General features: G+C 73.1%; 23 protein-coding genes and 2 tRNA genes. 14 read left to right on the forward strand and 11 right to left on the reverse strand.

All coding sequences use genetic code 11. From position 1 onward, the window contains the following. Positions 1 to 69 precede the first annotated feature (69 nt). The 7 genes from clpS to RY076_RS15175 all read left to right on the forward strand — a co-directional run bounded on the left by clpS (position 70) and on the right by RY076_RS15175 (position 5,925). Positions 70 to 372 (forward strand): ATP-dependent Clp protease adapter ClpS, encoded by a 303-nt coding sequence (clpS, locus tag RY076_RS15145; RefSeq protein ID WP_076259177.1) that lies wholly within the window; start codon positions 70 to 72, stop codon positions 370 to 372. Beyond that, positions 372 to 1,064 (forward strand): DUF2017 domain-containing protein, encoded by a 693-nt coding sequence (locus tag RY076_RS15150; protein WP_323099511.1) that lies wholly within the window; start codon positions 372 to 374, stop codon positions 1,062 to 1,064. The genes clpS and RY076_RS15150 overlap by 1 nt, the downstream gene beginning before the upstream one ends. 73 nt (positions 1,065 to 1,137) lie before the next feature. Further along, positions 1,138 to 1,905: an MBL fold metallo-hydrolase gene (locus tag RY076_RS15155; protein WP_323099513.1), complete on the forward strand. Its 768-nt coding sequence runs from the start codon at positions 1,138 to 1,140 to the stop codon at positions 1,903 to 1,905. Positions 1,906 to 2,040: 135 nt separating this feature from the next. Continuing rightward, on the forward strand, positions 2,041 to 2,910 hold the full coding sequence (locus RY076_RS15160; protein ID WP_323099514.1) for an aldo/keto reductase: 870 nt from the start codon (positions 2,041 to 2,043) through the stop codon (positions 2,908 to 2,910). A 95-nt stretch (positions 2,911 to 3,005) separates the two neighbouring features. Next, positions 3,006 to 3,746 (forward strand): ribonuclease PH, encoded by a 741-nt coding sequence (rph, locus tag RY076_RS15165; protein WP_323099516.1) that lies wholly within the window; start codon positions 3,006 to 3,008, stop codon positions 3,744 to 3,746. Further along, a complete protein-coding gene (gene rdgB, locus RY076_RS15170) occupies positions 3,743 to 4,363 on the forward strand; it encodes an RdgB/HAM1 family non-canonical purine NTP pyrophosphatase (RefSeq protein ID WP_323099518.1) in 621 nt (206 codons plus the stop codon). The genes rph and rdgB overlap by 4 nt, the downstream gene beginning before the upstream one ends. After that, a complete protein-coding gene (locus tag RY076_RS15175; RefSeq protein WP_323099519.1) occupies positions 4,360 to 5,925 on the forward strand; it encodes a molybdopterin-dependent oxidoreductase in 1,566 nt (521 codons plus the stop codon). Before rdgB ends, RY076_RS15175 begins: the two co-directional genes overlap by 4 nt. On the opposite strand, the gene RY076_RS15180 is transcribed toward RY076_RS15175, so the two are convergent. Next, on the reverse strand, positions 5,906 to 6,310 hold the full coding sequence (locus RY076_RS15180) for a RidA family protein (RefSeq protein ID WP_323099521.1): 405 nt from the start codon (positions 6,308 to 6,310) through the stop codon (positions 5,906 to 5,908). The two genes, RY076_RS15175 and RY076_RS15180, sit on opposite strands and share 20 nt — an antisense overlap. Before the next feature lie 40 nt (positions 6,311 to 6,350). Here RY076_RS15180 and RY076_RS15185 point away from each other — a divergent pair. The 4 genes from RY076_RS15185 (at position 6,351) to RY076_RS15200 (ending at position 7,602) form a co-directional block, all read left to right on the forward strand. Then, positions 6,351 to 6,430 (forward strand) — tRNA-Leu (locus RY076_RS15185). A 54-nt stretch (positions 6,431 to 6,484) separates the two neighbouring features. Next, the gene (gene bcp, locus RY076_RS15190) at positions 6,485 to 6,958 is read left to right on the forward strand and encodes a thioredoxin-dependent thiol peroxidase (protein WP_323099523.1); all 474 of its coding nucleotides are present in this window, start codon (positions 6,485 to 6,487) and stop codon (positions 6,956 to 6,958) included. Positions 6,959 to 6,988: 30 nt separating this feature from the next. Next, complete coding sequence (locus RY076_RS15195) at positions 6,989 to 7,243, forward strand: DUF3618 domain-containing protein (protein ID WP_323099524.1); 255 nt, start codon at positions 6,989 to 6,991, stop codon at positions 7,241 to 7,243. 65 nt (positions 7,244 to 7,308) lie between these two features. Continuing rightward, a complete protein-coding gene (locus tag RY076_RS15200) occupies positions 7,309 to 7,602 on the forward strand; it encodes a GroES family chaperonin (RefSeq protein ID WP_083707007.1) in 294 nt (97 codons plus the stop codon). A gap of 20 nt (positions 7,603 to 7,622) precedes the next feature. On the opposite strand, the gene RY076_RS15205 is transcribed toward RY076_RS15200, so the two are convergent. The 4 genes from RY076_RS15205 to RY076_RS15220 form a co-directional block, all read right to left on the reverse strand. Then, positions 7,623 to 8,480 (reverse strand): hypothetical protein, encoded by an 858-nt coding sequence (locus tag RY076_RS15205; protein ID WP_323099526.1) that lies wholly within the window; start codon positions 8,478 to 8,480, stop codon positions 7,623 to 7,625. Positions 8,481 to 8,596: 116 nt separating this feature from the next. Beyond that, on the reverse strand, positions 8,597 to 9,100 hold the full coding sequence (locus RY076_RS15210; RefSeq protein ID WP_323099528.1) for a hypothetical protein: 504 nt from the start codon (positions 9,098 to 9,100) through the stop codon (positions 8,597 to 8,599). An 84-nt stretch (positions 9,101 to 9,184) separates the two neighbouring features. Continuing rightward, entirely contained in the window at positions 9,185 to 9,829 is a 645-nt protein-coding gene (locus RY076_RS15215; RefSeq protein ID WP_323099530.1) for a hypothetical protein, read from the reverse strand. A 114-nt stretch (positions 9,830 to 9,943) separates the two neighbouring features. Then, a tRNA-Lys gene (locus RY076_RS15220) sits at positions 9,944 to 10,016 on the reverse strand. A gap of 245 nt (positions 10,017 to 10,261) precedes the next feature. Between RY076_RS15220 and RY076_RS15225 the strand changes: the two genes are divergently transcribed. Together RY076_RS15225 and ppsA are read left to right on the forward strand one after the other, a co-directional pair. Next, on the forward strand, positions 10,262 to 11,119 hold the full coding sequence (locus RY076_RS15225; protein ID WP_323099532.1) for a pyruvate, water dikinase regulatory protein: 858 nt from the start codon (positions 10,262 to 10,264) through the stop codon (positions 11,117 to 11,119). Positions 11,120 to 11,196: 77 nt separating this feature from the next. Further along, complete coding sequence (gene ppsA / locus RY076_RS15230; RefSeq protein ID WP_323099534.1) at positions 11,197 to 13,623, forward strand: phosphoenolpyruvate synthase; 2,427 nt, start codon at positions 11,197 to 11,199, stop codon at positions 13,621 to 13,623. A gap of 31 nt (positions 13,624 to 13,654) precedes the next feature. Here the strand turns inward: ppsA and RY076_RS15235 are convergent, their stop codons facing one another. The 3 genes from RY076_RS15235 to RY076_RS15245 are packed head-to-tail and all read right to left on the reverse strand — an operon-like array spanning position 13,655 to position 15,683. Continuing rightward, a complete protein-coding gene (locus tag RY076_RS15235) occupies positions 13,655 to 14,905 on the reverse strand; it encodes an RNA polymerase sigma factor (protein WP_323099536.1) in 1,251 nt (416 codons plus the stop codon). Next, on the reverse strand, positions 14,902 to 15,288 hold the full coding sequence (locus RY076_RS15240; protein ID WP_323099537.1) for a YciI family protein: 387 nt from the start codon (positions 15,286 to 15,288) through the stop codon (positions 14,902 to 14,904). Before RY076_RS15240 ends, RY076_RS15235 begins: the two co-directional genes overlap by 4 nt. Positions 15,289 to 15,293: 5 nt before the next feature. Beyond that, positions 15,294 to 15,683, reverse strand: coding sequence for a YciI family protein (locus tag RY076_RS15245; RefSeq protein WP_323099539.1), 390 nt, complete (start codon positions 15,681 to 15,683; stop codon positions 15,294 to 15,296). 136 nt (positions 15,684 to 15,819) lie between these two features. Here RY076_RS15245 and RY076_RS15250 point away from each other — a divergent pair, with 136 nt between their 5' ends. Then, a complete protein-coding gene (locus RY076_RS15250) occupies positions 15,820 to 16,695 on the forward strand; it encodes a GNAT family N-acetyltransferase (protein ID WP_323099541.1) in 876 nt (291 codons plus the stop codon). A gap of 6 nt (positions 16,696 to 16,701) precedes the next feature. Here RY076_RS15250 and RY076_RS15255 read toward each other — a convergent pair whose 3' ends face one another. From RY076_RS15255 to RY076_RS15265, 3 genes are read right to left on the reverse strand one after another with little or no spacing between them, the layout of a single operon-like run. Next, on the reverse strand, positions 16,702 to 19,065 hold the full coding sequence (locus tag RY076_RS15255) for a beta-glucosidase (protein WP_323099543.1): 2,364 nt from the start codon (positions 19,063 to 19,065) through the stop codon (positions 16,702 to 16,704). A gap of 51 nt (positions 19,066 to 19,116) precedes the next feature. Next, positions 19,117 to 20,151 carry a BadF/BadG/BcrA/BcrD ATPase family protein gene (locus tag RY076_RS15260; protein WP_323099545.1) on the reverse strand — a complete coding sequence of 345 codons (1,035 nt, stop codon included), beginning with the start codon at positions 20,149 to 20,151 and terminating at the stop codon, positions 19,117 to 19,119. Further along, positions 20,148 to 21,449: a family 4 glycosyl hydrolase gene (locus RY076_RS15265; protein WP_323099546.1), complete on the reverse strand. Its 1,302-nt coding sequence runs from the start codon at positions 21,447 to 21,449 to the stop codon at positions 20,148 to 20,150. The genes RY076_RS15260 and RY076_RS15265 overlap by 4 nt, the downstream gene beginning before the upstream one ends. Positions 21,450 to 21,500 lie beyond the last annotated feature (51 nt).

Here is a 21,500-nt window from a genome sequence, read left to right on the forward strand (position 1 = left end):
GCACCCCGGGTGGAACCGGCCCGAGACGGAGGCGTCGGGCGTCTGCGTCGGGGGACCTAGGGTGGTCCCGTGACGCCGAGCCTGTCCCTCGCCCCGGTCGAGGAGGAGACCACCTCCGTGGAGGAGGTCGTCGCGCCCGACGTGCCGTGGGTGACGATCGTCTGGAACGACCCGGTCAACCTCATGACCTACGTGACGTGGGTGTTCGAGACCTACTACGGCTACCCCCGCGCCAAGGCCGAGAAGCTGATGATGGACGTGCACGTCAAGGGCCGCGCCGTCGTGGCCAACGGCCCCCGCGAGTCGATGGAACGCGACGCCGAGGCGCTGCAGGGCTACGGCCTGTGGGCCACCTTCGAGAAGGACGAGTGATGGCACGCGCCTTCCTGCGTGAGGACGACCGCTACGTCGCCCTCCTCGACGACCTGGAGCGCACGGTGCTGCGCGGCCTCATGGAGCAGACGCGCATCCTGCTGTCCCCGGAGGTCGAGCCCACCGGCGACGCCTTCGACGACCTCGTCGCCTCGATGGGCCTGTCGCTCAAGGCCGCCGACGCGTCCGACGCGTCCGACGCATCCGGCGCCGACGCCGGCGAGGAGGAGGACGGGCGCGACCCCGCGCTCGACCGGCTGCTGCCCACGGCGCACCGTGGCGACGACGCCGTGGCGGCGGAGTTCCGCCGCCTCACCGAGGAGGGGCTGCGCCAGCGCAAGAGCGGCAACCTCGACCTCGCGCTGCGCCGCATCGAGGCCGCCGCCGACGACCGTGTCGAGCTGGCCCCCGAGGAGGCGCCGCCCTTCCTCGTGGCGCTCACCGACGTGCGCCTGCTCCTCGGCGAGCGGATGGGCATGCGCACCGAGGAGGACGCCGAGGCCCTCTACGACGCGCTCGAGTCGCTCGACGGCGACGACCCGCTCGGGTACGCCATGGCCTGGTACGACTTCCTCACCTGGCTGCAGGAGACCCTGACCCAGGCCCTCATGGGCGGTCGCCTCGACGCCCTCGGCATCGACGTCGACACCGACGACGACATCGACGACGACATCGACGACGACTCCCCCTGAGGATCGCGTGGCGTCCGACACACCGGACGCCCGTGGACGCGCCCGCGTCGGTCCCGGCACCTAGGCTCGGGCCGTGGACGTGACGATCGTCGGTTGCTCGGGGTCCTTCGCCGGCCCCGACTCGCCCGCGTCCTCCTACCTCGTCCGCGCCGAGCACGAGGGCCGTACGTGGAGCGTCGTGCTCGACCTCGGCAACGGGGCGCTCGGCGCCCTGCAGCGCCACGTCGTGCCCTACGAGGTCGACGCCGTCGTGCTCTCGCACCTGCACGTCGACCACTGCATCGACATGTGCGGGCTCTACGTCATGACGCGCTACGTCCCGGGCGGCACCGGCCGCGGCCCGCTGCCCACGTGGGGCCCGCCCGGCGCCGGCGCCCACCTGGCCCGCGCCTACGGCAGCGGCGAGTCCGAGGCGCTCCTCGCGGCCTTCGACTTCCACGACCTGCGCGACCGCGAGTGCTTCACGGTCGGGCCCTTCACCATCACGCCGATGCGGGTCGAGCACCCCGTCGAGGCCTTCGGCTTCCGCGTCGAGGCGGGTGGGCGCACGCTCGTGTACACCGGCGACACCGACACCTGTCCGCAGCTGTCCGACCTCATGGCCGAGGCCGACCTCGTCCTCGCCGACTCGGCGTTCGTCGACGGCCGCGACACGGTGCCGGGCATCCACCTGTCCGGCCGCCGCGCCGCCGAGGCCGCGGTCGCGGCGGGCGGCGTCCGCCGTCTCATGCTCACCCACATCCCGGCGTGGAACGACCCCGAGGTGTGCCGGGCCCAGGCGGCCGAGGTGTGGCCGGGCGACGTCGAGCTCGCAGAGCCCGACGCCACGTACACGCTCTGACCCTGCCTCCCGTCCGCCTCCCGTCCGCCTCCCGTCCGCCTGTCGGCCGCGACCGTGCGGGCCCGAGCCGCCGTGGGTACGGCACGAGACGTCCGCCCAGAACCCACGACACACCTCACGACACCGGGAGCCACGTTGCAGCAGCGCACCATCGGAGACCGCACCGTCAGCGCGATCGGGCTCGGCGGCATGCCGATGTCCATCGAGGGCCGGCCCGACGAGGACCGCTCCGTCCGCACCATCCACGCCGCCCTCGACGCCGGCGTCACCTTCATCGACACCGCCGACGCCTACCACCGCGACGCGGACGAGGTGGGGCACAACGAGTCGCTCATCGCCAGGGCCCTCGACTCGTGGTCGGGCGACGCGGGCGAGGTCCTCGTCGCGACCAAGGGCGGCCACCTGCGTCCCGGCGACGGCAGCTGGACGCTCGACGGTCGTCCCGAGCACCTCAAGCAGGCCGCGAAGGCCTCGTTGCAGCGCCTCGGCGGCGACGCGGTCGGCCTCTACCAGTTCCACCGTCCTGACCCCGACGTGCCGTACGCGGAGTCGGTCGGCGCGCTCGCCGACCTGCTCGACGAGGGCGTGATCGCGATGGCCGGCGTCTCGAACGCGAACCCCGACCAGATCCGCGAGGCGCAGCAGGTGCTCGGCGGCCGGCTGGTGTCGGTGCAGAACCAGTTCTCGCCGGCGTTCGGCAGCAGCCGTCCCGAGCTCGAGCTGTGCGACGAGCTCGGTCTCGCGTTCCTGCCGTGGAGCCCGCTCGGCGGAATCCGCAGGGCCGGCGACCTCGGCAGCGAGCACGACGCGTTCCAGCAGGTGGCCGACGCCCGCGGCGTCAGCCCGCAGCAGGTGGCCCTCGCCTGGGAGCTCGCCCTGTCGCCGGTCGTCGTGCCGATCCCGGGGGCCTCTCGTCCGGAGAGCATCACCGACTCGGTGCGCGCGGCCGACCTCGCGCTGTCCGCGGACGAGCTCGCCACGCTCGAGGCCGCCACCCGCGGCTGACCGGGCGGCGTCTTACGGTCTGCGAACGAGCCTCTCGTGGCCGCGACCGGGGGACGGTTCGGACCTAGCGTTGGGTCATGGCTAGCCTCGGGAGCATGACTGACCGACATGACGGCCGTGCCCCCGACCAGACGCGCGAGGTGCGGATCACCCGCAACTGGCTCGACCACGCGGAAGGCAGCGTCCTCGTCGAGTTCGGGCGCACCCGCGTGCTCTGTGCCGCCTCCTTCACCGAGGGCGTGCCGCGCTGGCTCAAGGGCAAGGGCACCGGCTGGGTCACCGCCGAGTACGCGATGCTGCCACGGGCCACGAACACCCGCTCGGACCGCGAGAGCGTCAAGGGCCGGATCGGTGGCCGCACCCACGAGATCAGCCGGCTCATCGGCCGCAGCCTGCGCGCCGTCATCGACACCAAGGCGCTGGGGGAGAACACCATCGTCCTCGACTGCGACGTGCTCCAGGCCGACGGCGGCACCCGCACCGCCGCCATCACCGGAGCCTTCGTCGCCCTCACCGACGCGATCGAGGACGCCCGTGCCAAGGGCCTCATCGGCAAGAACGCGCAGCCGCTGACCGGCTCGGTCGCCGCGATCTCGGTCGGCATCGTCGGCGGGCAGCCGGTCCTCGACCTCGACTACCCCGAGGACTCGACCGCCGAGACCGACATGAACGTCGTCATGACCGGCGACGGGCGCTACGTCGAGGTCCAGGGCACCGCGGAGGGCGAGCCGTTCGACCGCGCCCTCCTCGACGGCCTGCTCGAGCTCGCGGCCAAGGGGTGCGCCGACCTCACCGAGCGCCAGCGTGCGGCGCTCGCCGAGGGGGTGGGCCGGTGACGAAGGTCGTCCTCGCCACCCGCAACCACCACAAGGTCGAGGAGCTGCGCGAGATCCTCGCCGACGTCTGCGCCGAGCTCGGACTCGACATCGTCGGCCTCGACGAGTTCCCCGACGCCCCGGACGTCGTCGAGGACGGCGTCACCTTCGAGCAGAACGCGATCCTCAAGGCCGCCTCGGCGGCGACCGTCACGGGCCTGCCGGCGCTCGCCGACGACTCCGGCCTGGCCGTCGACGTGCTCGGCGGCTCGCCGGGCATCTTCAGCGCCCGGTGGTCCGGCGGCGGGGGAGACCGCGCCAACCTCGAGCTGCTCCTGGCCCAGCTGGGCGACGTCCGCGACGAGCACCGCGGCGGCGCGTTCGTCTGCGCGGCGGCCCTCGTGCTCCCCGACGGCCGCTCGACCGCCGAGCTCGGGCACTTCCCGGGCACCGTGGCGCGCGAGGCCCGCGGCACGAACGGTTTCGGCTACGACCCGATCTTCGTCCCATCCGGACAGCCGGCCGGCTCCGAACGCACACTGGCGGAGTACGACGCCGACGAGAAGAACGGCGTGTCGCACCGGGCGCTCGCGTTCCGGGCGCTCGTGCCGCACCTGAAGGAGCTCCTGAGGCCATGACGACGACCAGCCCGGCCCCCACCGTCCCCGACAGCCCGACGACGCGCACTCCCGCGTGGGTCGGCGCCGTGGACGGGGTGGTGGCCGGGCTGCTCACCGTCGGCATCGGCACCCTGCTCGCGGCCCTGCTTACGGGCGTCGGGACCAGCACCGGCCAGCCCGGTCCCGTCGCGGCGGTGAGCGGGGCCTTCATCGACCGGACCCCGCCGTGGCTCAAGGACTTCGCGGTGTCGACCTTCGGCACCAACGACAAGCGGGCCCTCCTCCTCGGGGTCGTCGTCGTGCTCGCGCTCGCGTGCGCCGCGCTCGGCGTGTTGGCGCACCGGAACCTGCCGGCCGCGCTCGTCGCCTTCGCGGTGCTCGGGGCCGTCGGCGTCGCAGCGGTCCTGTCCCGACCGGGTGCGAGCGCGCTCGATGCCGTGCCGACGCTGCTCGGCACCCTCGTCGGGCTGTGGTTCCTGCGCCGGTCCGTCACGGCGCGAGGGTCGGGCCAGAGCTCGGCGAGCGGACCGTCGCGGCGCTGGGTGCTCGGTGGCGCCGTCGGTGCTGCCGCGGCCTGGGTCGGCGGGGTCCTCGGCGGCAGCTCGTCCGCGGCCACCGCGTCGCGGGCAGCCGTGGCGGCGGCACCGGCCACTGCCGCGTCGGTGCCGGTGGCGGCCGGGGCGGACCTCCGGATCCCCGGGCTGACGCCGTTCATCGTGCCCAACGAGGACTTCTACCGGATCGACACCGCCATCGTCGTGCCGCGCGTCGACGCCAACGACTGGACGCTCAAGGTCACCGGAATGGTCGAGCGCGAGGTCGAGATCGACTGGAAGACCCTGCAGTCCAAGCCGATGCAGGAAGCGCTCATCACCCTGACGTGCGTCTCGAACGAGGTCGGCGGCGAGCTCGTCGGCAACGCCCTGTGGACCGGGTGGCCGGTGCGTGAGCTGCTGAAGATGGCCGTCCCCAAGGCGGGCGCCGACATGGTCCTGCAGACGAGCGTCGACGGCTTCACCGTCTCCACCCCGCTCACGGCGCTCACCGACGACCGCAACGCGCTGCTCGCCGTCCGGATGAACGGCGAGCCGCTGCCCTTCGAGCACGGCTTCCCCGTGCGCGTCGTCGTGCCGGGCCTCTACGGCTACGTGTCGGCGACGAAGTGGGTCACCGAGCTCAAGGTCACGACGTATGCGCAGGACATGGGCTATTGGACGCCGCGGGGCTGGTCGCCGATGGGGCCGATCAAGACCGCGTCACGCATCGACGTGCCGCAGGCCGGCGCCGTCGTCAAGGCCGGCACCGTCGCGGTCGCGGGCGTCGCCTGGCACCAGCACACCGGCATCTCGAAGGTCGAGGTGCAGGTCGACCAGCAGCCGTGGACCGAGGCCCGGCTCGCCGCCGACGCCAGCATCGACGCGTGGCGCCAGTGGGTCTACGAGTGGGACGCCACGCCGGGCAGCCACGACATCCGGGTGCGCGCCTACGACGACACCGGGCAGGTGCAGTCGCCGTACGAGGCGCCGCCCGCGCCGGACGGCTCGACCGGCATCCACGTCGTCAACGTCCGGGTGGAGTGACGACGGCCTCGGCCTCGACCTCGACGAGCAGGTCGGGGTCGATGAGGGCGGACACCTGCACCATGGTCGCGGCCGGCCGGACGTCGGCGAAGACTTCGCCGTGGGCCCGCCCGATCTCCTCCCAGTGCCGGATGTCCGTGACGTACAGGCGAGTTCGAACGACGTCGGCGAACGAGGCCCCGCACGCGTCGAGCGCCTCGCCGACGATCTGCAGGGCGACGCGCGCTTGCTCGTAGGCGTCGCCGACGCCGACCACCTCGCCGTCGCGCACGGCCGTCGTGCCGGCCACGTGGACGTGGTCACCGACGCGCACCGCGCGCGAGTAGCCGACCGACGCCTCCCACGCGGTGCCGCTTCCGACCCGCCTCACCACCTGCTCGCGCATGCCCGAAGCCTAGGCAACTAGGCTGGGCCGCGGATCACGAGCGGACGTGGTGGAACTGGCAGACACGCAGGATTTAGGTTCCTGTGCTTCGGCGTGCGGGTTCAAGTCCCGCCGTCCGCACGAGCGCGCCGCACCCCCGCGCCACCCTGGGGCACCCCCGACGAAGGAGACACCGTGAGCGACCGCCTCGAGCCGGGCGAGAAGGCCCCCGCGTTCAGCCTGCCGGACGACACCGGGGCCACGGTCGGCCTCGACGACTTCGCCGGCCGCAAGGTCATCGTCTACTTCTACCCGGCGGCCATGACGCCCGGCTGCACCAAGCAGGCATGCGACTTCAGCGAGTCCATCGAGTCGTTGCGCAAGGACGGCTACGAGGTCGTCGGCATCTCCAAGGACGCCCCGGCCAAGCTCGCGAAGTTCCGCGAGCGCGACGCCCTGACGATCCCGCTGCTGTCCGACGAGGACCTGTCGGTGCACCGTGCCTACGGCGCGTACGGCGAGAAGAAGCTCTACGGCAAGACGGTCGAGGGCGTCCTGCGCTCGACGTTCGTCGTCGACACCGACGGCACCATCAGCCACGCCCTCTACAACGTCAAGGCCACCGGGCACGTCGCCAAGCTGCGTCGTGACCTCGGCCTCGCCGACTAGAGTCGGCCCACCACGGGAAAGGACCACGGCATGACCGACACCGCACGGATCGAGCAGGACATCCAGGCCACCCGAGCCCGCCTCGAGGGCACCGTCAACGAGCTCGCCTACCGCGCGCAGCCGGGGGTCATCGCGCAGCGGGGCGTCCAGGGCCTCAAGCTGCGGCTCGACGAGGCCACCCACACCCCGGACGGCGAGCTGCGCATCGAGCGCGTCGCAGCCGTCGCGGCCGCGGTCGTCGTGGCCGTGGTCGTCGTCGGCCTCCTGCGCCGCCGCCGGCACTGAGCCGTCAGGTCGCTCACGTGGCGAAGAGGTCCGAGGCGTCCGCCGCCGAGAAGCTGCCGATCCGGATGCTGCACGACCGCGTCCTCGTCTCCCTCGAGTCCGAGGGGGAGCGGCGCTCCGGCGGCGGCATCCTCATCCCCGCCACCGCGTCGGTCGGCCGACGCCTCGCGTGGGCCAGCGTCGTGGCCACCGGTGCGAGCGTGCGCCAGGTGCAGCTCGGCGACCGGGTCCTGTTCGACCCCGAGGAGCGCGCCGAGGTCGAGCTGCACGGGCAGGACTACGTCCTGCTCCGCGAGCGCGACATCCACGCCGTGGCGGCCCAGCGCGTCGAGGACGGGCAGACCGGCCTCTACCTCTGAGCGGTGCCCGGGCGTCGGCGTCAGTCCGGCTGCAGCTTGAGCCAGCGCAGCAGTCCGGGGCCGGGCCACACCGGCTTGGTCGGCAGGGGCCACCGCTTCGGGTCGGCGGCGTTGAGCAGGGCGTAGCGGTCGTAGCAGACCTGTTGCGACACCGGCCCGTAGAGGTCGGCGGCCTCGGTCATCCACGCCTTGCGGTGCGAGGCCTGGTAGCTCGCCGGCATCGAGTCCCAGAGCGCCGCGTTGAAGGTGCGGACGGCGGCGTTGCGCTTGCCCGGTCGGATCTGCTCGTCGTCGAGCAGCGTGCTGCCGAGGCCGGGGATGGCGGCGCCCGCGAAGTCGGTGGACCAGCCCCGGTAGCCGAGGCGCCAGACCCGGGTCATCTCGTCGATGTCGACCTCGCCGACCCTGCCCTTGCGCGGCCAGTCGGTCGACCGGACCCGGCCGCCGCCGACCGACAGCGCGATGTGGCCGTGCTTGCCGCCGGCCCAGTACACGGGCGCCCCCGCCGGGGCCGCGGTCCCGGCTCGACGCTGCGTCGAGCGGTTCCACGCGGCGTTGGCGTCGGCGAGGCCGAACGAGTGCGGTGCCGCGATGCAGTTCCACACGAAGTTGCAGCACATGCCCGTGGGCAGGTACGTCGTGAAGGCGCGGGCCTTGCCGACGCTGGCGCGGGGACCGCGGATGACGACCGGGCCCCGGTCGGTGCCGCCGCCCTCGCCGCCCTCGGACCCGTCGTCGCCGGGTCCGCCCTCGTCGGACCACGGCAGGTCCGGCTCGGTGACCTGCTCGCCCTGGTCGCCGCGGTCGAGGTCCTTGTCGAAACCGTCGAACCCCTCGGGCTGCTCGAACTGCTCGGACGTGTCGTTGCTCGTGCCCATCGTCGTTCCTCCTCCGGCATCCATCGTTGCCTCGGAGGTCGGGGCGGGTCCGGGTGATACACGAAGGCGCCCGGGATGTCCGGAAAGGGCCGGTTGGATCGGTGCCGTCGGTGCAGTCAGTGCAGGAGGGTCTTGAGCACGATCATCGCGACGCCGAGCAGCCCGACGAGCAACGAGGCCCCCACCAGCCGGACGCCGCGCAGACCGCCGGTGCTGCCCATCTGGTAGCCCACCACGACGAGCAGGACCACGGTGGCCGCCAGGGCGATGTTCACGGCGGTCCCGGTCTCGACCCGGAGCACCGCCTCGAGGAACAGCAGGGCCACGGGGCCGGCCGAGGCCGCCACCAGCGGCCAGCCGTCGAGCACGACGGCTTGCTGCTCGTGTCGCGTGAGGTCGCGGTGCAGCACGGTGCGGGTCGCCGTCCAGTGCACGAACGTCTCGGCCACCCAGTAGATGGCCAGGGTGCCGAGCAGCAGGAGGGCCACCCGGCGGATCGCGACGTCGTCCGGTGCCGTGGCGAGCACCGCACCCGTAACCACGAGGCCGTAGAGGTGGGATGCCCGCCGCCGGTGCGCGTCTCCAGCGTGGGACTCGGGACCGCCGAAGTCGTCGTCCACCGCGTACTCCTCACTCGAGGTCGATGCCCGTGGCCAGCCTAGACACGACTGGGGGATCGTCGAGGCGAACTGGCGGCGTGGACCTCAGCCGGATCCGACGGAGTCGACCACCTCGCCCGTGCGGATCCGGCGCGCCATGGTCGTCCCCGGGTGACCGTCGACGAAGCCGATCCGTACCTCGAACCCGGGCCCCGACGGTCCGACGAGGCGGACCGCCCACTCGCTGCCGAGATGTTGCTCGGCGCTGACCGAAAGGGGCCGACCCAGGACGTCTGGATAGATGTCGGCCAGTCGCCGCCGAGCGCTGGCCATGGCCTCGTCGTGGGCGAGCGCGTGCGTGGGCGCGTCCGCTGTATGGCCCATGACGGACCGGAAGGCCAGCGCGACCGCGGCCTGGAGCGTCTGGTGCTCGTGGCTGCGCTCGGCGGGGTCGGTCTCGTCGGCCCGGGGCGGAGGCATCGGGAGCGACAGGGAGACGGTGACGGTGCTGGTCCGATGCTTGCCGAGTCGGTGCTCGCGGCCGATGCGCAGGGTGCACTCGTGCCCGGGGCCGACCAGGGCGACGACGGGGGACAACGCAGACAGGTACGTCGCATCGGCGGCGGCCTCGGCAGGGTTGGCGAGGTGGAGGTCGAGGACGAACACCTCCTCCGGTCCGGCCGCCCCGCCGAACTCGACGGTGACGTGGACGTCGTCGACGAGCCCGAGGTCGGTGAGGGGCGGCGGCATGGGACCAGCGTCTTCTCTGCCGCTCGGGCGGTCAACGCCCTTCGCGCCCGGGTGGAGTACGGCGAAGGCCCCGGAGACGGGGTCTCCGGGGCCTTCGCTGCGTATTCTCACAAGTGCGCCGCCAGGGACTCGAACCCCGAACCCAGTGATTAAGAGTCACTTGCTCTGCCAATTGAGCTAGCGGCGCAACGAGGGGAAACGTTAGCAGTGAGAGGCTCGCCCGACAAAATCGGGCCCGCTGCCGCCGAGAGTGGCCTCCGGAACGGCCCGAGGCGCCCTCCCGCGAGCTGGCCGAGCGGGTGGCGCGGTGTCGCGGAGCCCGGTGAGGTGCGTCACGTCACGCGCGGGCGCGCGTGCTCCGTCGGCCGTGCGCGGCGTCCGGAGGGACTCGTCCGTGACGGGCGCACGATGGGGCTGTGCCACAGTGGCCCCGTGGCCTCACTGTCGACGCCCGTGCCCGTTCCCGGGCCGACCCTCGCACCCACGCCGGCCTTCTTCCTCGCCGGCGGTACCGGCATCTCGGCCGAGACGCTCGGCAACATGATGCTGCAGCAGTTCCCGACGGTCGGGTTCGTCCGGCGCAAGATCCCGTTCATCCGCTCGGTCGAGCGCGCTCGCGAGGTCGTCGCCGAGCTCGACGGCGCGATGACCGACACGGTGACGCCGCTCGTCTTCTCGACCGTCTCCGACGAGGAGGTGTGCGCCGAGCTGCAGCGGACGCGGTGCGCCTTCATCGACCTCTTCGGCTCGCACCTGGCCACGGTCGAGCGGGTGCTGCACGTCAACGCCGCCCACCACGTCGGGGCGCTGCACGGCGTCGGCGACGTCGGCCGGTACGAGGCGCGCATGCGGGCCGTCGAGTTCGCGATGGAGCACGACGACGGCCAGAGCATGCGCAACCTCGAGCAGGCCGACCTCATCCTCATCGCGCCCTCCCGGTGCGGCAAGACCCCGACGTCGATCTACCTCGCGCTCCAGCACGGCATCAAGGTCGCCAACTACCCGCTCGTCGAGGAGGACTTCGGCTCGAGCGACCTGCCCCGCCCGGTGCGCCCCTACGTCGCCAAGTGCTTCGGGCTGCTGTCCACGGCCGCGCGTCTCAGCCAGGTCCGCGGGGAGCGCCGCCCCGGCTCGACGTACGCCAGCCTCGCCCAGTGCAGCTACGAGCTGCGCCGCGCGGCGGCCATGTACAAGGCCCACCGCGTGCCCGTCGTCAACTCCTCGAACATGTCGGTCGAGGAGATCTCGGCCGTCATCATGCAGGCGCGTCGCCTCGGCGACGGCGGCTGAACCACAGACCATCAGAGCGAAAACCCGTGCACGACAACAAGGTCCGCCACCGCGGACCGGAACCGGAAGGACCTGCAGTGACCGAGAACGTGGTGAGGTTCGCCGAGCTGGGACTGGGCGACGTCGAGTCGGTGGGCGGCAAGAACGCCTCGCTGGGCGAGATGGTCCAGCACCTGGCCAAGGCGGGGGTGTCGGTGCCCGACGGCTTCGCCACGACCGCCGACGCCTACCGCCGCTTCCTCGCCGAGGACGGCCTCGCCGACCGCATCAACGCGCTGCTGGCCGACCTCGACGTCGACGACACGCGCCGGCTCGCCGAGGTGGGCGCGAGCATCCGCGAGATGGTCGAGGAGCAGGCCTTCCCCGAGGACCTCGAGCGCGACATCCGCGGGGCCTTCGAGCGGCTCGTCGACGAGCAGGCGGCCCCGGAGGGCGCGGCCGGCGAGGGCGCCGAGCCGAGCTTCGCCGTGCGCTCGAGCGCGACGGCCGAGGACCTGCCGGACGCGTCGTTCGCCGGCCAGCAGGAGACCTTCCTCAACGTCCGCGGCATCGACAACGTGCTGCACGCGATCAAGCTCGTCTTCGCCTCGCTCTACAACGACCGCGCCATCGCCTACCGGGTCCACAGCGACTTCGAGCACTCGGTCGTGGCCCTGTCGGCCGGCGTGCAGCGGATGGTCCGCTCGGACATCGGTGCCTCCGGCGTCATGTTCACGATGGACACCGAGTCGGGCTTCCGTGACGCCGTCTTCGTCACGAGCAGCTACGGCCTCGGCGAGGCCGTCGTGCAGGGTGCCGTGAACCCTGACGAGTTCTATGTCTACAAGCCCGCGCTGCGCGAGGGGCGCCCGGCGATCCTCAAGCGGGGCGTCGGCGGCAAGGCCACGAAGATGGTCTACACCGAGCACGCGAGCGTCGGACGCACGACCGAGTTCGTGCCGGTGCCCGAGGAGAAGCGACACCTGCTGTCGATCACCGACGACGAGGTCACCGAGCTGGCCCGGCACGCGCTGCGCATCGAGGAGCACTACGGCCGCCCGATGGACATCGAGTGGGGCCGTGACGGCGTCGACGGGCGGCTCTACATCCTGCAGGCGCGCCCGGAGACCGTGCAGTCGCGCCAGTCCGGCTCGACGCTGCGCCGGTTCCGGATGGACGAGCGCGGGCCGGTCGTCGTCGAGGGCCGGGCCATCGGCCAGAAGATCGGCGCCGGGCGCGTACGCGTCCTCGACTCGATCGAGGCCATGCACGACTTCGAGGCCGGGGAGGTGCTCGTCGCCGACATGACCGACCCCGACTGGGAGCCGATCATGAAGCGCGCGAGCGCCATCGTCACCAACCGTGGTGGCCGCACGTGCCACGCCGCGATCATCGCCCGCGAGCTCGGGATCCCGGCCGTCGTCGGCACCGGCTCGGCCACCAAGGCCCTCGAGGACGGCCACGAGGTCACCGTCTCGTGCGCCGAGGGCGACACCGGCTTCGTCTACGAGGGGCTGCGCGACTTCACCGTCAGCGAGACCGCCCTCGACGACATGCCCGACCTGCCGGTCAAGCTGATGATGAACGTCGGCACCCCCGAGCAGGCGTTCGAGTTCGCGCGGCTGCCCAACCACGGCGTCGGCCTGGCCCGGCTCGAGTTCATCATCAACCGGCAGATCGGCATCCACCCCCGCGCCCTGCTCGAGCTCGACGACCAGGAGCCGGCGCTCAAGGCCGAGATCCAGGCCCACATCGCGGCCTACCCCGGACCGCGGGAGTTCTTCGTGCAGCGGGTCGCCGAGGGCGTCGCGACGATCGCGGCGGCGTTCGCGCCCGAGCCGGTCATCGTGCGCATGTCCGACTTCAAGAGCAACGAGTACGCGGGCCTGGTCGGCGGTGAGCGCTACGAGCCGCACGAGGAGAACCCGATGATCGGCTACCGCGGCGCCGCCCGGTACGTGTCGGCCGACTTCGCCGAGTGCTTCGCGATGGAGTGCGAGGCGCTGAAGTACGTGCGCGACGAGATGGGCCTGACCAACGTCAAGGTCATGATCCCGTTCGTGCGCACCGTCGCCGAGGGCGCGGGCGTCATCGACCTGCTCGCCTCGCACGGCCTGGTCCGCGGCGAGAACGACCTGCAGGTCGTCATGATGTGCGAGGTGCCGAGCAACGCCGTCAACGCCGACGAGTTCCTCGACCACTTCGACGGCTTCTCGATCGGCTCCAACGACATGACGCAGCTGACCCTGGGCCTCGACCGCGACTCCTCGCTCGTCGCCGGCTCGTTCGACGAGCGGGACCCCGCCGTGAAGAAGATGCTCGCCATGGCCATCAAGGCGTGCCGCGAGCGCGGCAAGTACGTCGGCATCTGCGGCCAGGGCCCGAGCGACCACCCGGACCTCGCCGAGTGGCTCCTCGACCAGGGCATCGAGTCCATGTCGCTCAACCCCGACACGGTCGTCGAGACGTGGCTGCGCCTGGCCCAGCACCGCCGGGAGGCGGCCGCCGCCTCGGCGCACGGCTGAGAGCAGGCCCAGCCCCGACGCGTCGGCGCGGTCAGCCCCCGAGCTGGTCGCGCCGGCGCGCCAGGTAGGACTGCTCGGCCGCGTTGCCGGTCAGCCCGATGGCCCGGTCGTAGGCGGCGCGGGACTCGCCGCTGCGCCCGAGCCGTCGGAGCAGGTCGGCGCGGGCCGCGTGGAAGGCGTGGTAGCCGTCGAGGTCGCCCGTGAGCCGGTCGACCTCGGCGAGTCCGACCGCGGGCCCGTCGACCTCGGCGAGCGCGACGGCCCGGTTGAGGCGGACGATCGGCGAGGGGTCGATCCGGGCGAGCCGACCGTAGAGGGCGACGACGTGCGACCACTCGGTGTCGCGGGCGGTCGGGGCGGCCGTGTGGACCGCGTTGATGGCGGCGAGCAGCTGGTATCGCCCGGGCGGCGCACCGCCGGCGGCCACCGCGTCGATCCGCTCGCGCAGCAGCGCGGTGCCCTCGGCGACGAGGGCGGGGTCCCAGGCGCCGCGGTCCTGCTCGTCGAGCGTGACGAGCTCGCCGGTGCGCGACACGCGTGCCGACCGACGCGCGTCGATGAGGAGCATGAGGGCGAGCAGCCCGGCCACCTCGCCGTCGTCGGGCAGCAGCGCCCGGAGCAGGCGGCCGAGCCGGATGGCCTCGTCGGTGAGGTCGACGCGCACCGGGTCGTCGCCCTCGCCGGTGAGGTAGCCCTCGTTGAAGACGAGGAAGATGACGGCGAGCACGCCGGCGAGGCGCTCCTCGACGTCGCCCGCGGAGGGCACCCGGTAGGGGATGTGCGCCGCCGCGATCTTCGCCTTGGCACGGGTGATCCGGCGCGCCATCGCCGTCTCCTGCACGAGGAACGCGCGGGCGATCTCGGCGACGGTGAGGCCGCCGAGGAGGCGAAGGGTCAGGGCCACCCGCGCCTCGAGGGCGAGGGCCGGGTGGCAGCAGGTGAAGACGAGCCGGAGCCGGTCGTCCTGCACCGGGCCGGTGGGCTGCACCGGGGTGTCGTCGTGGAGCATGAGGGCCGCCTGGTGCCTGGCGTCGCGCGTGGACTCGCGGCGCAACCGGTCGATCGCCTTGCGGGTGGCGGTGGTGGTGAGCCAGCCGCCCGGGTTCGGTGGGACACCGTCGCGCGGCCATCGTTCGGCCGCGGCGGCGAAGGCCTCGGCCGCAGCCTCCTCGGCGACGTCGAGGTCGCCGAAGCGCCGGGCGAGTCCGGCGACGACCCGGGCCCACTCCTCGTGGTGGGCCCGGGTGATCGCCTGCGCGACGTCGGCGCTGGGGTCGGTCACGGCTCGACGAGCGCCTGGACGGACTCCGCGCTGCGGAACGGGCGCACCTCGACGACGCCGCGGCAGGCCCTGGACCCCTCGGCCGCGAGCGCGAGGGCGACGTCGAGGTCGGCCGCCTCGATGACCCAGAAGCCCCCGAGGTACTCCTTCGTCTCGAGGTAGGGCCCGTCGGTGAAGGTCGGCCGCTCCCGCTGGCCGTCGACGGTCGTGGCGGTCGAGGCCGGCTCGAGCCCGTCGGCGAAGACGAGGTGGCCGTCGCGCTGGAGCCGGTCGTTGAACGCGCCGGTGTCGGCGAAGGCCTCGAGCATGTCCTCACGTGTGGGGTAGGAGCCGAACTCGGTCGGCTCGGCCGGTCCGAACACCGACAGCAGGTATCGGGGCACCGCGCTCAGGCCTGCTCGGTCCGGTTGGCCAGCGGGCGACGCTCGTGCCCGTTCCCGCGGAACCGGTGCACCTCCTGCGGCCAGTCGAGGGCCACGGCCAGGCGCCCGGCCCAGTAGCGCGCCGTCTCGTCGTCGGGCACGTCGACGGCGCAGAAGCCGCCGAGGTGCTCCTTCGTCTCGACGAACGGCCCGTCGGTGAACACGGGCCGGCCCTCCTGCGCCACGACGCTGCAGATCGCGGTGTCGGCGTCGAGGCCGCCGTTGGTGAAGATGAGCACGCCCTGCTCCTGCATCTCCTCGAGCACGACGCGGGCCGCGGCCGCCTTGTCGCGCAGCTGGTCGTCGGTGTGCTCCTGCACCCACTCGTCGTTGAAGGTGATGAGGTACTGCGTCATCGGTCGTCTCCTTGTCGCTGTGTCCGGCGGCCGGGTCGGCTGCCGCTCACCCTGTCCACGAACGTGTCCGTCCCGATACGACACCCTTCCGGAAAATGATGCGAGACGGCGCGCGTGGGCGGTGTTGGATCGTCGGGTGACCATCGAGCTGCACACCCCGGGACCCGACCGCCTGCCCGCCGTCGTCGAGGCGATGCGCGCCTGGCAGCACGACGGTGGTCCGGTGCAGCTGCACCCGGGGGACCTCGGCTGGAACCAGGGCTTCGGCGCCGAGGCGATGGCCGTCGCCCTGCGCGTGTGGAGCCGCGACGGGGAGGTGGTCGCGGTGGGCCTGCTCGACGAGCCGACGCTGCTGCGACTCGCGGTCGTGCCCGCGGGCTGGCGCGACGAAGAGACCGCCGACCGACTCGTGGCCGACGTGTCGACGCCGGGGCGTGGGGTGCTGCCGGAGGGCTCGGTCGCGGTCGAGGCGCGGTTCGGGGGCACCTTCCGTGAGCGGCTGCTCGCGGACGGCTGGGTGCCCGACGAGCCGTGGGCGCCGTTGGTGCGCAGCCTCGCCCGACCGGTCGAGGACTGCGGTCTGCGGGTCGAGATCGTGGACCCGAGCGACGACGAGGCGATCGCCGCGCGCGTGGCGGTGCAGCGCGCCGCCTTCGCGCGCTCGACCTTCACGGCCGAGCGCTGGCACGCCATGGCGGCGGGGCCGGCCTACGCCGACGCCCACTGCCTCGTCGTGCACGGCGCCGACGGCACGGCCGTCGGGGCCGCGACGGTGTGGTCGGCCGGTGCGGGTCGGCCGGGGCTCATCGAGTCGCTCGGCGTGCACCAGGAACACCGTGGACGCGGGCACGGCACCGCCGTGACCGTCGCCGCGGCGTCGGTGCTGCGTGGGATGGGCAGCTCGAGCGTCATGGTGTGCACCCCGAGCGCGAACGTCGGAGGCATCGCCACCTATGTCCGGGCGGGGTTCACGCGGATGGACGACTCCCGCGACCTGCGCCGGCCGGCCTGAGCGCGCTCAGCGGTAGCCGTCGGTGAACCGCGACGTCCTGGCATCGCCGAGGGCCGCGTCCGGCACGAGTGCCGGCAGGTCCGGGTCGTCCGGCAGCTCGAGGCTCGTGCGGAGCCGGACGTCGCGGCTCGAGGCCCCGACCTCGACGACGAAGGCACCGCTTTCGCGCCGCCAGGCACCTGCGCGCCCGTCGGCGCGTTCGACCTCGGTGTCCCACCAGGCGAAGTCGCGGCTGACGAGGTCGAAGGACACGGTGGTGCTCTCGCCGGGCTCGAGCGTCACCTTCTCGAAGCCGCGCAGCTCGCGCTCGGGTCGGCGGACCGACGCGTCGGGGTCGCCGACGTACAGCTGCACCACCTCGCGCCCGGCACGCTCACCGGTGTTGGTGACGCGGCACGTCACCGTGACGCGCCCGCCGGCGGCGTCGGTGACGGTGACGTCGAGGTCGGTGTAGGCGAAGGACGTGTACGACAGGCCGTGCCCGAAGGGGTAGCGCACGCCGCGGTGCAGCGCGTCGTACCAGCGGTAGCCGACGAAGACGCCCTCGCCGTAGAGCACGGTGCCGCGCTCGCCGGTCCACGTGAGGTGGCTCGGGGTGTCCTCGAGGGCGAGCGGGAACGTCTCGGAGAGGCGCCCCGAGGGGTCGACGCGTCCGAGGAGCACGTCGACGAGCGCCAGGGCGCCCGCCTGGCCGGGCAGCCACGCCTCGACGACGGCGTCGACGCGGTCGTGCCACGGGTCCATCGTCACGGCCGCGCCGTTGGACAGGACGACGACGAGGGCCGCCCCGGTGCGCTCGCGCAGGTCGGCGAGCCGGCCGATGAGGGCGACCTGGTCGGCGGGCAGCGCCAGGGTCGTGCGGTCATCGGCCTCCTGCTCGAAGGCGAGCGGAAGCCCGGCGAACACGACGATGTGGTCGGCGTCGGCGGCAGCCTCCACCGCCTCGTCCACCAGGCGGGTCGCGGTGGGGGACAAGGGGCCCGACGCCACCCGCTCGGCGGCCGCCGCGAGGCGCAGCGCCTCGGCCAGGGCGGCGGAGCGGCGCGCGGGCCCGGTGCCGTCGTCGACGAACGGCGCGTCGTGCGCGTCGAGCCAGGACCGGAGGTCGTCCTGGTAGGCGTTCAGGGGCGTGTGGACGTAGCCGGGCGCGTACCCGACGCGGTCGGCGCCGAGCGCGTCACGCAGCACGTCGAGCGGGTGGTCGACGCGCGTGGGGTCGACGCCGGAGGACCCGCCGCCCTGGATGCGGGCGTGCTCGGCGAAGGCACCCACGACGACGACGCGCCCGCTGCCCTCCGGGTCGAGGGGCAGGACGGCCTCGGCGTCACCCGGCCGGGTCTCGTTGCGCAGCAGCGTGATCGCCGACGCGGCTGCCTCGCGGGCGAGGTCGTGGTGGGCGTCTGCGCCGAGGAGCCGCAGCTGCTCGTCGGTCAGCCGGTCGCCGGGCGCCACGCCGAGCCGCATGACGGTGCCGTCGACGAGGTCGTCGCCCGGGTACGCGCGGGCCACGAGGGCCAGGACGCGTCGGGCCGCGGCGTCGACGACCGACTCCTCGAGCTCGCCCGACCGCACCGCGGCAACGACCTCGGCGTCGGTGCGCCCGGCGGTGCCTGGCATCTCGAGGTCGAGGCCGGCCTGCACGGCGCGCACCCGGTGGTGCACGGCGTTCCAGTCGGACACGACGAGCCCGTCGTAGCCCCAGTCGTGCCGGAGCACGTCGGTGAGCAGCCAGCGGTTCTCGGAGGCGTGCACGCCGGCGAGGCGGTTGTACGAGCACATGACCGTCCACGGGTCGGCCTTCGTCACGACGCGCTCGAACGCCGCCAGGTAGGTCTCGCGCAGCGTCCGCTCGTCGGCCTCGACCGAGATGCGGGTGCGCTCGATCTCTTGGTTGTTCGCGGCGAAGTGCTTGAGCGAGGTGCCGACGCCCACCGACTGCACGCCCTCGACGTAGGCCGCACCCAGCTCGCCGGACAGGAGCGGGTCCTCGGAGAAGTACTCGAAGCTGCGGCCGCAGAGCGGCGAACGCTTCATGTTGACCCCGGGACCGAGCACGACCTGCACGCCCTCGGCCCGGGCCTCCTGCCCGATCGCCTCGCCGACGCGTCGGACGAGGTCGCGGTCCCACGTCGCGCCCAGCGCGGACGCGGTGGGGAAGCACGTCGCCGGCACCCACACCATGTCGACGCCGGTCTCCTTGCGCAGGCCGTGCGGGCCGTCACCGACCTCGATCGAGGGCACGTGGACGTCGTCGGCGGGGCGCTCGATCGGCTCGGTGTACCAGTCGTCGCGACCGGACAGCAGGGAGGCCTTCTCCTCGAGCGTCAGGGCCGCGAGGACGGCGTCGACGTCGAACGGGGGCGGGGTCATCGGGTTCCTTCGCGTGGCGGGGAGGCAGGGGCAGGGCAGGGGCAGTGCTGGTCAGGTGACGAGGAAGTCGTCGGGGTGGTCGTCGCGGACGGTCGCGAGCAGCCGGGGGCCGACGTCGACGCCGCCCTCGGCGAGCGCGTCGAGGACGACGCCGATGAGCGGCGACGCCGACGACACGACGACCGGCGCGGCGGGCGCCTCCACGGCGAGCCGGTCGCGGAGGGCGTCGCGCATCGCCGAGTGCTCGGAGGTCACGACCGAGCCGTTGAGCAGCACGGGCAGGCTGCCTGACGCGAGGTCGACCCCGACGCGTCGGGCGCACCACTGCGCGTACCGCACGAAGGCCGCCGCCTGGTCGGCGACGAGCCCGAGGGCCACTGCGTCCCCGGCGTCGGCGGCGGCGAGGACGACGCGCGAGGCCCGCCAGAGTTCGCTGCCGGGCCGCGCCCCCTCACGGCGCGCGAAGGCGTGCCGCAGGGCCCACGCGTCGGAGACGTCGTAGAGCTCGAGGTAGGGCTCGGTCAGGGCGGTGGCCGGTCCGATGCCCATCCACGCGCGGCAGACGGCGGCGAGCCCGTGGTGGCCCAGGCCCGAGCCGCCGAGGTGGTCGAAGACGAACATCCCCGAGCATTCCTCACGGCCGTCGGCCGACCGGGCCGCGACGGCCGGCCCGGTGCCGACGGTGATCGAGGCCGCCACGCCCGAGCCGTCGACGAGGCGCAGCGAGGCGAAGCCGTCGTTCTTCGTCGTCCACGGGCCGAGGCCGTCGAGGCGCTGCGCGATGTGCCCGTCCCAGAAGCGCATGTCCTCCGGGAAGTCGACGCCGGCCAGCCGGAACGCGGCACCGGTGACGTCACCGGGCCCCAGGCCTGCCGCGCGCAGGGCCACGTCGACGGCCCCGAACACCGCCGACAGGGCGGCGTCGGCGTCCGTCGCGCCGTAGATGTCGCCGCAGCCGCCGCGCCCGCGGCCGAGGACGGTGCCCTCGCCGTCGACGACGAGGGCGACCGTCTTGGAGTTGCCGGCGTCGACGGCGAGGTAGGCGTGCCCGCCGCGGCCGCTGCGGCCGGCAGGGGAGTGCGTCACCGGAGGAGCCGCTCCGGCAGGTACGCCCGGTGGGCGTGGGCCATCTCGTCGTAGAGCTCCTCGGCGACCCGCAGCGAGGGCACCATCGGGTTCGCCGCGAGGGCCCGGACGCCGTCGGCGCGCGTGCCGCGCCAGGCGGCCTCGGCGGCGAGGTACTGGAACTCGGCGAGCTGCTGGACGAGGCCGCGCACGGCGTGCGGCAGCGGCTTCTGCGGCAGCGGACGCACGCCCGACGCATCGACGGTGCACCACATCTCCACGACGACGTCCTCGTCGAAGCCCGGCAGGGCCCCGCCGGCGTTGGGCAGGTTGACGGGCAGCTCGGCGCCGGTGTCGTTGTAGTAGGCGTCCATGACGTCGATGGCCAGCTCGAGCTCGTGGATGCCGCCGCGCGAGCGGGTCGGGTCCAGCTCGGGCACGTCGGCGCGCGACTGCTCCTCGTAGTGCTCCCAGTAGCCGGGCAGGGCCGCGAGGAGGTCCTCGGCGCGCGTCGTGCGGGCGCCCTGCGCCTCGCGCAGCACCTCGTCGCGGAAGTAGTAGTACTGGAAGTAGTCGCTCGGCACCGAGCGCATCGTCGTCGCGAGGTGCAGCATCCGCTTGGCGTGCCGGTCGAGGGTCGGGTCGTCCTTGCGGGCCTCCCACGCCGCGTCGAGCAGCGGCATGAGGTCCTGGCCGTCGTAGGTGTGCTCGACCGACCAGATGTTGTGGTTGACCCCGGCCATGACGACGCGCGCCTTGTCGAAGTCGAGACCGGCCGCCCGAAGAACGGTGTGCGGGAAGGTGATCGGGCCCTCGCACATCGACCACATGGTCCGGTCGGTGAAGCGCGTCACCGCCTGCGACACGATGTTGACCGGGTTCGTGTAGTTGAAGATCACCGCGTTGGGCGCGACGGCGTCGAGGTCGCGGATGATGTCCTCGTAGATGTGCACCGAGCGCAGGGACATGAAGAACCCGCCGGGGCCCTGTGTCTCCTGGCCGATCACGCCGTGCTTCAACGGGATCCGCTCGTCGAGGGCGCGCGCGGCGAAGTCGCCCGGGCGGAAGCTGGCGAGGACGGCGTCGGCGTCGGTGAGCGCCGCCCGGCGGTCGGTCGTCGAGGTGATGGTGATGTCGAGGCCCTGCGATCGGGCGATCTTGTTGGCGATCGTCTCGACGGCGGCGAGGCGGTCCGGGTTGACGTCCTGGATGACGACCTCGGAGCCGTCGAACTGCTTGCCGTGGGCCAGGAACGAGGCCATGGTCCCGGCGCCGCGGGAGGACCCGCCTCCGATGTAGACGAGCTTGATGGCAGCCATGTGCGTGGGGTTCCTTCGCTGGTCTGGGGGTGGGGCTGGGGCTGGGGTGTG

The sequence above is a fragment of the Intrasporangium zincisolvens genome (genome assembly GCF_034724055.1).
Lineage (GTDB): Bacteria > Actinomycetota > Actinomycetes > Actinomycetales > Dermatophilaceae > Monashia > Monashia zincisolvens.